Source organism: Variovorax boronicumulans, from assembly GCF_030812215.1.
Taxonomy (GTDB): Bacteria; Pseudomonadota; Gammaproteobacteria; order Burkholderiales; family Burkholderiaceae_C; genus Variovorax; species Variovorax boronicumulans_C.
Map to the genome: position 1 here is coordinate 311,963 of NZ_JAUSSG010000004.1, position 12,301 is coordinate 324,263.

The window sequence follows — 12,301 nt, forward strand, 5'->3', positions numbered from 1 at the left end:
TTATTTGCTCGTCGCGGCTTCGACTTCTACCAGACGGGCGCGCAGTTTGCGCTCCTCGGCGAAGCGAGCGGTTTCGTCGCGCACGATGGCGACGATGCCCGAAACCTTTTGATCGGGGGCGAACAGCATGGAGACCGTGAAGGCGATGGAAAGGGTGTGCCCGTCCTTGTGGAGCGCGGGCACGCGCAGCACGTCGGCACCGTATTTGGTGACCGCCGTTTCCATCGTCTTGTTGTAGCCATCCCAATGCCGCTGGCGTTGTCGCATGGGGATGATGATGTCCAGCGACTGCCCGAGCGCTTCGGCTTCGGTAAAGCCGAAGATGCGCTCGGCAGCCTTGTTCCACAGCGTGATCGCACCCTTGGCATCGCAGACCATGATCGCGTCGCCGGTGCCGGAGACGAGTTGCTCGAAATCGATGGTCGATGAGGTCAAGGTGTGCTCCCGCTTTCTCTCTTTTCTCGCTACGGCCTCAGACCGCCTTGGCTTCGCGCAGGCTGTCGATCTGGGCCTTGGAGTAGCCCAGTTCGGCCAGCACTTCCTCGGTGTGCTCGCCCAGGAGCGGCGAACCGGTGATCTCGGGCTTGAGGTCCGAGAACTTGATCGGGCTGCCCACGGTGAAGTAGCTGCCGCGTTCCTTGTGCGGCACTTCGACGATCGAGCCGCTGGCGCGCAGCGATTCGTCGTTCAAGAGTTCCTTCATCGTCAGCACCGGCGCGCACGGAATGTCGAACTTGCGCAGGATGTCGACCGCCTCGAACTTGGTCTTGTCGGCCAGCCAGCCCTCGATGGTCGCGAAGATGTCGGTGATGTGCGGCTGGCGCGCCTTGGCGGTCGCGTAGTCGGGGTCGGTCTTCCACTCGGGCTTGCCGATGGCGTCGCAGATCGGCGCCCAGGCATGGCCCTGGATGGTGAAGTAGATATAGGCGTTCGGGTCGGTCTCCCAGCCCTTGCACTTGAGCACCCAGCCCGGCTGGCCGCCGCCGCCGGCATTGCCGCCGCGCGGCACCACGTCGCTGAACGTGCCGTGCGGGTACTGCGGGTATTCCTCCAGGTAGCCCAGGCGATCCAGGCGCTGCTGGTCGCGCATCTTCACGCGGCACAGGTTGAGCACCGCGTCCTGCATCGAGCAGGCCACGCGCTGGCCCTTGCCGGTCTGTTCGCGGCCGATGATGGCCGTGAGGATGCCGATGGCCAGGTGCATGCCGGTGTTGCTGTCGCCCAGGGCGGCGGCGCTCACGGTCGGCGGGCCGTCCCAGAAGCCGGTGGTCGATGCGGCGCCGCCTGCGCACTGCGCGACGTTCTCGTACACCTTCAGGTCGTCGTAGTGGTGGCCGTCGCTGAAGCCCTTGACCGAGGCGACGATCATCTTCGGGTTCAGCTCCTGGATGCGTTCCCAGCTGAAGCCCATGCGGTCGAGCGCGCCGGGGCCGAAGTTCTCGACCAGCACGTCCGATTCCTTGATGAGCTTCTCCAGCACCAGCTTGCCTTCGGGCTGCTTGGTGTCCAGCGTGAGCGAGCGCTTGTTGCTGTTGAGCATGGTGAAGTAGAGCGCGTCCACATCCGGAATGTCGCGCAGCTGCGAGCGCGTGACGTCGCCGGCGCCGGGGCGCTCGACCTTGATGACGTCGGCGCCGAACCAGGCCAGCATCTGCGTGCAGGCGGGACCGGCTTGCACGTGCGTGAAGTCGATGATCTTGATGCCGTTGAGGGGCTTGTTGCTCATTTGGATATCTCCTTGGATGGAAAAGACTCGGATTACTTCTTCTTCGCCGTGGCGGGATTCAGGCTCGTGATGCGCCCGCTCTCCGTGCCCGCGGTCTCGTCGATGACGGCATTGATCAGCGTGGGGCGGCGCGAGGCGACGGCCTCGGTGAGGGCCTTCTGCAGCTCGTCGGCGGTGGTGGCGTTGACGCCCACGCCGCCGAAGGCTTCCATCAGCTTGTCGTAGCGCGCGTTCTTCACGAACACGGTGGGCGCCACGTCGGCGGTGCCGCTCGCGTTCACGTCGGTGCCGCGGTACACGCCGTTGTTGTTGAACACGACGATGCAGATCGGCAGGTTGTAGCGGCAGATGGTTTCCACCTCCATGCCGCTGAAGCCGAAGGCGCTGTCGCCTTCGATGGCGATCACCGGCTTGTCGGTCACCACGGCGGCGGCAACGGCAAAGCCCATGCCGATGCCCATGATTCCCCAGGTGCCCACATCGAGGCGCTTGCGCGGCTCGTACATGTCCACGATGCTGCGCGCGAAGTCCAGCGTGTTGGCGCCTTCGTTCACCACGATGGCGTCGGGCCGTGCCTTCACCTGGTCGCGGATCACGCTGAGCGCGCTGTGGAAGTTCATCGGCGACGGGCGCGCGGCGAGCGTCACGGCCATCTTGGAGAGGTTCTTGTCCTTGCGCTCGGCGATGGCGCCGGTCCATTCGGTCGGCGGCTTGGCCCACTTGGCATCGATGCCGCCCAAGAGCGCAGCCACGCAGGAGCCGATGTCGCCGATCACCGGCGCGGCGATGGCCACGTTGCTGTCGATCTCGGTCGGGGCGATGTCGATCTGGATGAACTGCTTGGCGCCCTTGTCCTGTGCCCAGGTCTTGCCCTTGCCGTGCGAGAGCAGCCAGTTCAGGCGCGCGCCGATGAGCAGCACCACGTCGGCTTCCTGCAGCACGTAGGAGCGTGCGGCGGCGGCCGATTGCGCATGCGTGTCGGGCAGCAGGCCCTTGGCCATCGACATCGGGAGGTAGGGAATACCCGTCTTCTCGACCAGCGCGCGGATGTCGGCGTCGGCCTGCGCATACGCAGCGCCCTTGCCCAGCAGGATGAGCGGCTTCTTCGCGCCCTTGAGCAGGTCGAGCGCGCGCTTGACGGCATCGGGTGCGGGAATCTGGCGCGGTGCCGGATCGACGACCTTGATGAGCGACGCCTTGCCCTTGGCCGCATCCATGGTCTGTGCGAAGAGCTTGGCCGGCAGGTCGAGGTACACGCCGCCGGGACGGCCCGAGAGCGCCGAGCGGATCGCGCGGGCGATGCCCACGCCGATGTCTTCGGCGTGCAGCACGCGGAAGGCGGCCTTGCACAGCGGCTTGGCGATGGCCAGCTGGTCCATCTCTTCGTAGTCGCCCTGCTGCAGGTCGACGATTTCGCGTTCGCTCGATCCGCTGATGAGAATCATCGGGAAGCAGTTGGTGGTCGCGTTGGCCAGCGCCGTGAGGCCGTTGAGGAAGCCGGGGGCGGACACTGTGAGACAGATGCCGGGCTTCTGCGTGAGGAAGCCCGCGGCTGCCGCGGCATTGCCGGCGTGCTGTTCGTGGCGGAACGAAATGACCCGCATGCCCTCGGCCTGCGCCATGCGCGTCAAGTCGGTGATCGGGATGCCGGGGAGGCCGAAGATGGTGTCGATGTCGTTCAGCTTCAGCGCATCGATGACCAGGTGGAAGCCGTCGGTCGTTTCGGCCTCCGGTGCGTCGTCCGCAACCGGTTTGAGGGCTCGCACGACCGCATCGCCGTCAACGGCCCGGCTCGTGGGCTTGAGGGCGTCGTCCAGGGTCGTGGATGCCTCTTTGTCCGTTCTTACTGAAGACATGTCTCTCCTTCTGCTTTGGTGAATGGCCGAGGCCCGAGCCGGGACTATGATTCGGGGGCATGCTTTCGGGCGTTGACCTCGGTCAACTTTCCGGAAAACGGCACCGGCCTGAACCAGAAGCTGGAACCAGAAGTTGTTGTTGCGAATTCGAGCAAGACGGGACCCATGACGTTGTTGGAAAACCACCCGGAAAAAAACATCATTCGCGCGCAGCTCCGGCAGAACGTCCTGCTCAAGGACCTGAGCGAGAGCGACCGCGCAGAACTCGAAGCCCACCTCGTGATCGTGGACGGCAACAAGGGCGATTTCCTGTTGCACCAGGGGGTGCGCGAGATGGAGCAGTACTTCATCCTCGACGGCATCCTCAAGCGGGTCGTGAGCAACCCGGAAGGCAAGGAAATGATCCTTCGCTTCGCCGACGAGCACGACATGGAAACGAGCTATGCGGCGCTGCGCTTGGGCACGCCGACGCCCTACGGCATCGTGTGCGTCACCAAGGCCCGCGTGGCGAGCCTGCCGCTGAAGGAATGGATCACCTTTCTCAACCGGCACCCCGAGACCAAGGAGCTGTTCGAGTACCTGGTGATGAAGGGAATGAGCGAGATCATGGCGCACACGATCACGCTGCATCTGCTGGATGCGCCGGGGCGGGTGCACCGGTTCATGCGCAAGCACCCCGAGCTGGAAGACCGGATTCCGAGCAAGGAGCTGGCTTCGTATCTGAACCTCTCCGCGGAAACCCTTAGCCGGCTTCGCAAGCGCGGGAAGATTTGAAGGCAGGCTGAGGAGGCATTCGGGGCGGGTGCACAGGCCACCGGGTGCTCCCCTCCGCGAATGTCCCCCGGCCTTCGGCCTCCTCCTTGATTTCGCTGCGGGGAGCACCCGATGCCCTGCGCACTGGGGCACGCGGCTGGTTGGTGGGGCCGGCCTGAAGTCAGGTTTGCTTCGCCGATGCGAAGCGCCGCGAAGTTGCCATCAAGCGCAGTTGGTTGTGCACGCCGGTCACGCCGGCCACAGCCGCCGCCACCGCTTCGGTCTGCGCGCGCTCTTCGGAGTTCAGGACGATCCCGCGCAGGATCACCTCCCCCTGGTTCGCATCGACCGTCACGCGGATGTCGCTCGTCTCCGCCTGCTCTTTCAACGCCGCCTTCACGCGCGCCTGCAGCGCCATGTTTTTCAGCAGCGCGCGCGACTCGGCCGTCTCTGCGAACTCGGGCCGCGCCACCAGCTGGCGGATCTGCTCGACGCAGCTGTCGACGGTCACGCGGTCGGTGTTCAGCACCAGGTCGTAGAGCACGGGGTCGCCCCAGGTCACACCGAACTGCGCATGCATGCGCGCCGCATGCGCCTGGTCGCTGCGGCGGATCTCGGCTTCGGCGAACGCGGCGTCGTCGGTTTCGAGGTCGCCCATGAGCCATTCGACGCGCTTGGCCAGCGAGCGCGTGATGCGCACGCACACCACGTGCGGCACCGGCCGCAACAGGCAGGTGGCGCCCCATCCGCGCAGCACCACGTTGCCGCGGTCGGCCAGCGCGAAGAGTTCGTCGGCCGTGTAGAGCGCAACGCTGCGCTGGTCGGTCTTCAGGCGTTCCAGCAGGCCCGCTTTGCCGCCGCGAAGGCGGCCGATCAGGCTCTTGGAGACCTGCATCTTCTCGGCCACGTGGTCGATGACCTCATGGCGCATCACGGCGAGCGACAGCGTTTCCGCGAGCTTGACCGAAACGTCCTTGGCGAGGGAACCCATCTCCTGGGTCAGTGCGATGACTGGCATGTGTGTGTTCCTTGTGTGTGCTTTTCGCTCAATCCACCGGACGCTCGACGGCGAACTCGTCGGGCTTCTTCGGCGGCTTGATGAGAGCGATGCCCTTGGAGATCAGCGGCCAGAACAGGAGCACCAGGGCCAGCGTCGTGATGCCGCCCACCAGCGGGTTCGAGAACATGACCATCACGTCGCCTTGCGAGACCAGCATCGCCTGGCGGAACGAGTCTTCGGCCTTGTCCCCGAGCACCAGCGCAAGCACCAGCGGCGCGAGCGGGAAGTCGAGTTTCTTGAACAGGTAGCCGATGACGCCGAAGCCGAGCATGAACCAGATGTCGAGCATCGCGTTGTGCACGGTGTAGGCACCGATCGCGCAGATCACGATGATCACCGGCGCGATGATCGAGAACGGAATGCGCAGGATCGAGGCGAACAGCGGCACCGTGCTCAGCACCACGATCAGGCCCACGATGTTGCCCAGGTACATGCTGGCAATGAGACCCCAGACGAAGTCCTTCTGCTCGACGAAGAGCAGCGGCCCGGGCTGCAGGCCCCAGATCAGCAGGCCGCCCAGCAGCACGGCAGCCGTCGGCGAACCGGGGATGCCCAGCGCCAGCATCGGCAGCAGCGCACTGGTGCCCGCGGCGTGTGCCGCGGTCTCGGGAGCGACGACGCCTTCCATCTGGCCGGTGCCGAACTTGGAGCCCTTCTTCGACATCTTCTTGGCCAGGCCGTAGGCCATGAACGAGGCCGGCGTGGCGCCGCCGGGCGTGATGCCCATCCAGATGCCGATGAGCGAGCTGCGCAGCGAGGTCACCCAGTACTGCGGCAGCTGCTTCCAGGTTTGCAGCACGACCTTGGGGTCGATCTTGGCGCTCTTGCCCGAGAACTTCAGGCCCTCTTCCATCGACAGCAGGATTTCGCCGATGCCGAAGAGGCCGATCACCGCGATCAGGAAGTCGAAGCCGCGCATCAACTCGGGCTGGCCGAAGGTCAGGCGAAGCTGGCCCGTGACCGTGTCCATGCCCACCGAGGCGAGCGCGAAGCCCAGTGCCATCGACGCGAGGATCTTGAAGGGCGAGCCCTTCCCCATGCCCACGAAGCTGCAGAAGGTCAGCAGGTACACCGCGAAGAATTCGGGCGAGCCGAACTTGAGCGCGAACTTCGCAACCAGCGGCGCGAGAAAAGTGATCATCACCACCGCGATGAACGCACCCACGAACGACGAGGTGAAGGCCGTGGTGAGCGCGGCGCCCGCGTTGCCCTGCTGGGCCATCGGGTAGCCGTCGAAGGTGGTGGCCACCGACCACGGTTCGCCGGGGATGTTGAACAGGATCGAGGTGATGGCCCCGCCGAACAACGCACCCCAGTAGATGCACGACAACATGATGATGGCCGAGGTCGGCGACATCGTGAACGTGAGGGGCAGCAGGATCGCCACCCCGTTGGCGCCGCCCAGCCCCGGCAGCACGCCGATGAGCACGCCAAGAATGATCCCCACGAACATCAGTGCGATGTTCATCGGGGTCAGGATCACTGCAAAGCCCTGCATCAGGGCGCTGATTTCGTCCATTTCGCTGTGCTCCGTGAGTTCAGTAGCCGAGGAACCGGAGGGGGTCGAGTGCGCCCTTGAACAGGGGCACCTTGAACCACACCTCGAACATGCAGAAGAAGACCGTGTTGACCGCGAGCGCGGCGATCACGCTCTTCACCCACGAGTACTTGCCCAGCACGATCATGAAGAGCGCGATGTAGATCGCCGATGCGACATACAGCCCCACGAAGGTGATGCACAGCACGTACACCGTGGCCGGCACCAGCACCGAGAGCACGCGCTTGAGTTGCACCGAATCGACGAACACCTCGGTGTTCCTGTTCTTGCCGAGCAGTGCCTGGTACAGGATGCCCGCGCCCGAGATGGTGATGATCACGCCGATGAAGAACGGGAAGTAACCCGACCCCGGCCCATCGCTCGTCCAGCCCGCGCCGAGCTTGCGGGCCTCGAACACCACCACCAGCCCGATGATGAGCAGCAGCGCCGCGACCACCGCCTCGACCACGTAGGTGGCGACGCCCGAACGCGGCGCCCCATCGGAAATTTCTTCGTGCTCCATGGAGCCCCCATCGATCAAATGTGTGAGTGAAATGAGGCGGTGCGCGCGCGCATGTCTCCATGCGCCCGCCCGCCTGCCGACCGGCGCGCCAGCAGTGCGCGACCGGGGCTGGCTCTGAGCCTTCGGCTTACTTGTTGCTGGCCAGGAAGCCCGCGTCCGACATCAGCGTGCGGTGCGTTGCCTCGGCCGTGGTGAGCCAGTCGGCGAACGGCTTGCCGGTCATGAAGGTCGGGTTGAAGGCACCCTTCTCCATGTATTCCTTCCACTCCGGCGTGGCGGCCACCTTGGTCAGCAGGTCCACGTAGAACTTGAGCTGATCGGGCGTGACGCCCGCGGGCATGAAGATGCCGCGCAGCATCGTGTACTTGGTGGGCACGCCTGCTTCCTTGCAGGTGGGCACGTCGTTCCACGATTGCGTGTCGGTCACCTTCGCCTTGAACGGCATGCGCTCGTCGTCGAACACGCACAGCGCGCGCAGCTTGCCGGCGCGCCATTGCGCAACGGCTTCGATCGGGTTGTTGACCGTGGAGTGCACGTGGCCGCCCACCAGCTGCACCGCGACTTCGCCGCCGCCCTTGAAGGGCACGTAGATGAACTTGGTGCCCGTGGCTTTCTCGAGCGCGACGGTGATGATCTGGTCTTCCTGCTTGGAGCCGGTGCCGGCCATCTTGAACTTGTTCGGGCCCGCGGCCTTGGTCGCCGCGATGTATTCGCCGGCGGTCTTGTAAGGCGCGTCGACGTTGGTCCACAGCACGAACTGGTCGAGCGCCAGCATCGCGACGGGCGTCATGTCCTTCCAGTTGAAGGGCACGCCGGTGGCCATGGGCGTGGTGAACAGGTTCGACAGCGAGATGATGATCTTGTGCGGATCGCCCTTGGCTTCCTTCACCGCCAGGAAGCCTTCGGCGCCCGCGCCGCCCGACTTGTTGACGACGATGAGCGGCTCCTTCATGAGCTTGTACTTGATGACGATGCCCTGCAGCAGCCGCCCCATCTGGTCGGCGCCGCCGCCGGTGCCGGCGGGGATCACGAACTCCACGGGTTTGGACGGCTCCCACGCGAAGGCGGGGGTAGCGGCGGCCAGCGCCAGGACGGCCGCGCCGAAGGCTTTCGCAGGCCAGCTGCGGGCGAACTGCGAAGCGATGTTCTTCATCGTCATGTCTGTCTCCAATCTGTGTAGGGTTCGCCCTTTTTTATTCTTGGATCTGAGCGGAGATACGAACAGGCCGGATGTTGCGCGCAGGCGTTCTGCGTCAACTTGACCGTGGTCAACTTCTTGGAGATTTCGTATCGGGGTTAGCCCGCGCTGGCAGTGCTTTTGCACTGGCGCGCAGCATCGACGCGAGGGGCGCGCGAAGCGAACGTGAAGACCTATAAAATCGCGCGGCGCACCGGCAACCACCCGCCGGCCGGGCACCCAGCCCATCGCGCCGAATGTCTTCGTAGTTCAATGGATAGAACGGGGTCCTCCTAAGACTCAGATACAGGTTCGATTCCTGTCGAAGGCACCATGAACTTACCCCGTCATAGCGCTACAGGGCTGATGCTCCTGCGTACGAGTCTTGCCGACCTAGGGGCTAACAGACCGCACGGTCGTCCACCCACAGAACACTGCATCTGGAATCAGCAGTCTTGGCTCTAGATGACGGGCGTTCGACGGCATCGCCCAATTGGGCTCACGGTACTGGATCACTGGCTGGAAGCCGGGCACTGCTTAGCGCCACTTGACTCCACCATTTCAACCAAGACATAGAAGCGCGGCATCGGGGTCGGTGTAAATCTGCGGCCTTAAAAGTTAAAGACTTGGAATTGCCACCGTCATCGGAAGAAAGTTTTCCATCAAAAGATTAGCGGCAATAAACCCAGACACCATTAAATTTTCATCTCTGAGACCAGAAATTAAACGCGCAAATACCCTGCACTATTCACTAGATTGTAGTAGCTTGCCAAACCGAGCCGGGTTTCGTCGTGAGGCATAGAAAAGCTACTGCCAATATGAAATTCCAAAAGACTTTCCGGATATTCCGGATCATTTGATCGGTTATACACATTTCTAAGATACCCCAAGCTTTGCAAAGTAAATTCGTAGTAAGTGCGAATTACTTTTGACAACGATACCTCTTGAGGGCCATTCTGAATACGTCCAAAACCCCGAGATACACCAATTTTAATTCCACTCAGCCGCCCAATTCTTTTAATCATCGACTCAAACGAAGTTGCATCAAGTTGATACGTACTAACGTCTTTGAATTCTGAGATTCTCGTTTGACGAAGTGCCACTAGAAAAAATAGCCATAGGATTGCTATTGAATCGCGCGCAGGCACCCCCGCTGCTGCGGCTGCCGCCATTACATAAACTCGCTCTTGCGTGCGAAGCGGAAGGTTGAAGGCATCTGCAATCAACTGAAAGGCCTTGGCAACGTTGTCGTTGTGATCTTGCACCTGTTGTCCAATCCCGTAATCAACCGTATGCCGAAAGCTGCCAGCCGGTCCATTTACAAGCATTTTGGCAAAACTCAAATTATCTGGTGGAGGGAGAGACGATTCAAAATCAAAAAACCGCTTGAGATACGAAGTTCCGTCGAATGAAGCTCCATAAATAGCTTGCACTGATTTTCCTAGTTGTTCAAGGTTTGTTGAGATAACAAATACCACACCTGGCACCGCAAAAAGATGCTTAATTCCCTCTAGAAGTCGAATGGCGTAGTCCGGGCGACATCTATCAAGCTCATCAACAAATACGTAAAGCGGCCCCTGCATAACGCCGGCTTCAATTAACTGCACAACCAATCGCTCAAGAGATTTGCGAAACGTCTCCGTCGCCTTTCCTCTTGCCCGGTGATCTTCGAGGGCCTTTTTAAAAAATACATCAAGTGATTTTTCGAGTTGCTTTGTTGCATCCGAACCAAGACTTTCGGCGTCGATGTCTAACTCGAAATCATCGGCTTGAACAGCTTCAGCAACTTCACTGATTACTATACCAGTAGCCTTTTTTAGCGCACCGGCCGCAACTGCGTTAGCCGCCGGAACGATTGCCTTTCGAACCGCTTTGTACATGCTCGCTGCGGCCTGCTTAAGGTCGGCTGCGGCTTTTTTTGTCAGAGGAACCTTCTTGCGCAGCAGTTGCATGCCTTGCTGTAATTCCGCCATAAATCCCAACACGGGATCTGATGCGGAATCGTTCTTCCAAGCATCAAAGACCATTACCCCTCGATCCAATTGCTTTAGGTCGTCCGCCCAGTTGGTGACAAAGAAGGTCTTACCGGCGCCCCAGTCTGCGTCAAGAGCAATAGTCAGCGATTTATCGGATGCCTTTACACGCGCCTCAATATAGGTGCTCAAAAAATCAGCATGGGCCTTGCGTCCCATGACGTCCCCCTTCCACCCGCTGGGGGGCCTGATGGTTTCGTTTTCTTGCATTAAAGCTCCTTAAGGCTCTTAGTTTTCCATCGCTCGACCATTCTGCGCTGCGCTGCTTGGTCGACTTTAGCGAACATCTTGGATTTGAGACTCGACGTCATCCCAGCGTTTCGACTGGCGGCGGGTTTGCATGAGCATCTCGAAACTTGCCAAGTCAACGAACAGTGGAGAAAAAAGCCAGCCCTACAGGCACCGACTTAGCCCACAAGATCGTCTCCATGTTTAGGCATCTACCGGCCGTCGTAGATTCAAAATTGTTTGCAGTTTCACCAAAGATAGCCGGCAAAACCTCACACAGAAATTTCTTCGCCGCGGTAATTCCGCACTACGCTTATCCACAGAGAGGACATGGCAATGAAGAAGAAAAAGAGCGAGGAGCACGCACGAGTCGGTCGTCCCGCGCTACCAGATGAAGAGCGTGCTGCAAGTGGTTCGATTCGCTTGACCCCAGCCCGTTGGGTCAAGCTAAGACGACTGGGAAGAACTTGGTTGAGCGACGCGATTGATCGAGCGAAGGACCCGATACCGAACGAATAAACGCCGCGTCTCAGGGCGTATCGCAGTCGAATTCAGACCGCGATCTTCTGAGGCAAATTCAGGCGGCTGGAGCGGTGGTGGAACACCGAACCAGCCTAACCACAACGTGCAACCCCTAGAAAGAAACGCACATCATGGCTAAGAAGAAGTCTATCAACGGCGCTACAAGCGCCCCCAGCACCACCGCCGAGCCCAACACTCCGGCACCGCAACTTCCACAAGCAAAAGACTTTCTCGACACCCCTCGTCGCGAAGTCATCCGCATCGCAGCCTGCGAATCACTCGACTGGCTCGCCATCCTTCAAGCGCTCTCCGGGTCCACCACCTTCGACCCGGAAACGCTGGCCAACAGACTCCCCGGCATCCTCAAGCACCTCGCTGAACTGAGCAGCGTCGTTCTCTCCGCCATCGACGACCCGAGCCACAAGACCGCTGCTCTGCGTCAGAGCTTGAGCCGAGCCGGCGCGACGTAAATCCAGTGCATCAAGCCGCTGCCATGCAGCGGTTTTTTACTGACTCAACGCGGCGCGTCACCGGCAAACGGGCCGCGTGCTTGGCGCCATGTGGCACCCCGTTCAACTGCGCTGGTGGATGCGCAGGAAGCGCAAGCGAAAGAGCAACGGCATCGCCCTTTCACTTGCATTCACTCGGGCTTGGGCACCATCCGCTCCTCGATCCAATGCGTGCCTTCGCCGAAGACCTCGTTGCCCACCTCGACCATGATCTCCAGGTCGCGGCGCAGCGCGGCGGTCTCGGGTTTCCAGCTCGCGGCCGCCTGGATCTGATGCTTGAGGTGGCTGACTTCCAGCGACCAGCCCAGGCGAATCTCTTTCATGGCGGCCGTCATTCAGCAACGCGCAGCGTGGGGCAATTCGGAGCGCACCCGCGC

At 61.5% G+C, this 12,301-nt stretch carries 11 protein-coding genes and 1 tRNA gene; 3 read left to right on the forward strand and 9 right to left on the reverse strand.

Going from position 1 to position 12,301, the window contains the following annotated elements:
- The 3 genes from J2W23_RS13415 to oxc are packed head-to-tail and all read right to left on the reverse strand — an operon-like array spanning position 1 to position 3,582.
- Positions 1 to 435: a PAS domain-containing protein gene (locus tag J2W23_RS13415; RefSeq protein WP_307649086.1), complete on the reverse strand. Its 435-nt coding sequence runs from the start codon at positions 433 to 435 to the stop codon at positions 1 to 3.
- 37 nt (positions 436 to 472) lie between these two features.
- Positions 473 to 1,726, reverse strand: a complete 1,254-nt coding sequence (frc, locus tag J2W23_RS13420; protein WP_176659093.1) for a formyl-CoA transferase — start codon at positions 1,724 to 1,726, stop codon at positions 473 to 475.
- Between the two features lie 32 nt (positions 1,727 to 1,758).
- Positions 1,759 to 3,582, reverse strand: coding sequence for an oxalyl-CoA decarboxylase (oxc, locus tag J2W23_RS13425; RefSeq protein WP_176659092.1), 1,824 nt, complete (start codon positions 3,580 to 3,582; stop codon positions 1,759 to 1,761).
- 165 nt (positions 3,583 to 3,747) lie between these two features.
- On the opposite strand from oxc, the gene J2W23_RS13430 reads away from it, so the two are divergent.
- Positions 3,748 to 4,356, forward strand: a complete 609-nt coding sequence (locus tag J2W23_RS13430) for a Crp/Fnr family transcriptional regulator (protein ID WP_013543563.1) — start codon at positions 3,748 to 3,750, stop codon at positions 4,354 to 4,356.
- Between the two features lie 160 nt (positions 4,357 to 4,516).
- Here J2W23_RS13430 and J2W23_RS13435 read toward each other — a convergent pair whose 3' ends face one another.
- The 4 genes from J2W23_RS13435 to J2W23_RS13450 form a co-directional block, all read right to left on the reverse strand.
- Positions 4,517 to 5,353: a cytidylate kinase family protein gene (locus J2W23_RS13435; protein WP_307649087.1), complete on the reverse strand. Its 837-nt coding sequence runs from the start codon at positions 5,351 to 5,353 to the stop codon at positions 4,517 to 4,519.
- 28 nt (positions 5,354 to 5,381) lie between these two features.
- Positions 5,382 to 6,914 carry a tripartite tricarboxylate transporter permease gene (locus J2W23_RS13440; protein ID WP_176659090.1) on the reverse strand — a complete coding sequence of 511 codons (1,533 nt, stop codon included), beginning with the start codon at positions 6,912 to 6,914 and terminating at the stop codon, positions 5,382 to 5,384.
- Between the two features lie 19 nt (positions 6,915 to 6,933).
- Positions 6,934 to 7,455 (reverse strand): tripartite tricarboxylate transporter TctB family protein, encoded by a 522-nt coding sequence (locus J2W23_RS13445; protein WP_176659089.1) that lies wholly within the window; start codon positions 7,453 to 7,455, stop codon positions 6,934 to 6,936.
- A gap of 127 nt (positions 7,456 to 7,582) precedes the next feature.
- Complete coding sequence (locus tag J2W23_RS13450) at positions 7,583 to 8,608, reverse strand: Bug family tripartite tricarboxylate transporter substrate binding protein (RefSeq protein WP_307649237.1); 1,026 nt, start codon at positions 8,606 to 8,608, stop codon at positions 7,583 to 7,585.
- Positions 8,609 to 8,891: 283 nt separating this feature from the next.
- On the opposite strand from J2W23_RS13450, the gene J2W23_RS13455 reads away from it, so the two are divergent.
- Positions 8,892 to 8,966: transfer RNA gene (locus J2W23_RS13455), tRNA-Arg, on the forward strand.
- 388 nt (positions 8,967 to 9,354) lie between these two features.
- On the opposite strand, the gene J2W23_RS13460 is transcribed toward J2W23_RS13455, so the two are convergent.
- Complete coding sequence (locus J2W23_RS13460) at positions 9,355 to 10,875, reverse strand: KAP family P-loop NTPase fold protein (RefSeq protein WP_307649088.1); 1,521 nt, start codon at positions 10,873 to 10,875, stop codon at positions 9,355 to 9,357.
- Positions 10,876 to 11,546: 671 nt separating this feature from the next.
- Between J2W23_RS13460 and J2W23_RS13465 the strand changes: the two genes are divergently transcribed.
- The gene (locus J2W23_RS13465; protein ID WP_307649089.1) at positions 11,547 to 11,885 is read left to right on the forward strand and encodes a hypothetical protein; all 339 of its coding nucleotides are present in this window, start codon (positions 11,547 to 11,549) and stop codon (positions 11,883 to 11,885) included.
- A gap of 170 nt (positions 11,886 to 12,055) precedes the next feature.
- Here J2W23_RS13465 and J2W23_RS13470 read toward each other — a convergent pair whose 3' ends face one another.
- Positions 12,056 to 12,247 carry a hypothetical protein gene (locus J2W23_RS13470; protein ID WP_176659087.1) on the reverse strand — a complete coding sequence of 64 codons (192 nt, stop codon included), beginning with the start codon at positions 12,245 to 12,247 and terminating at the stop codon, positions 12,056 to 12,058.
- Positions 12,248 to 12,301 lie beyond the last annotated feature (54 nt).

Coding starts and splice junctions, on each gene's coding strand:
- J2W23_RS13430 (WP_013543563.1), top strand. CDS start 3,748: ATGACGTTGTTGGAAAACCACCCGGAAAAAAACATCATTCGCGCGCAG.
- J2W23_RS13445 (WP_176659089.1), bottom strand. CDS start 7,455: ATGGAGCACGAAGAAATTTCCGATGGGGCGCCGCGTTCGGGCGTCGCC.
- J2W23_RS13435 (WP_307649087.1), bottom strand. CDS start 5,353: ATGCCAGTCATCGCACTGACCCAGGAGATGGGTTCCCTCGCCAAGGAC.
- J2W23_RS13450 (WP_307649237.1), bottom strand. CDS start 8,608: ATGAAGAACATCGCTTCGCAGTTCGCCCGCAGCTGGCCTGCGAAAGCC.
- J2W23_RS13460 (WP_307649088.1), bottom strand. CDS start 10,875: ATGCAAGAAAACGAAACCATCAGGCCCCCCAGCGGGTGGAAGGGGGAC.
- J2W23_RS13440 (WP_176659090.1), bottom strand. CDS start 6,914: ATGGACGAAATCAGCGCCCTGATGCAGGGCTTTGCAGTGATCCTGACC.
- J2W23_RS13465 (WP_307649089.1), top strand. CDS start 11,547: ATGGCTAAGAAGAAGTCTATCAACGGCGCTACAAGCGCCCCCAGCACC.
- J2W23_RS13470 (WP_176659087.1), bottom strand. CDS start 12,247: ATGAAAGAGATTCGCCTGGGCTGGTCGCTGGAAGTCAGCCACCTCAAG.
- frc (WP_176659093.1), bottom strand. CDS start 1,726: ATGAGCAACAAGCCCCTCAACGGCATCAAGATCATCGACTTCACGCAC.
- oxc (WP_176659092.1), bottom strand. CDS start 3,582: ATGTCTTCAGTAAGAACGGACAAAGAGGCATCCACGACCCTGGACGAC.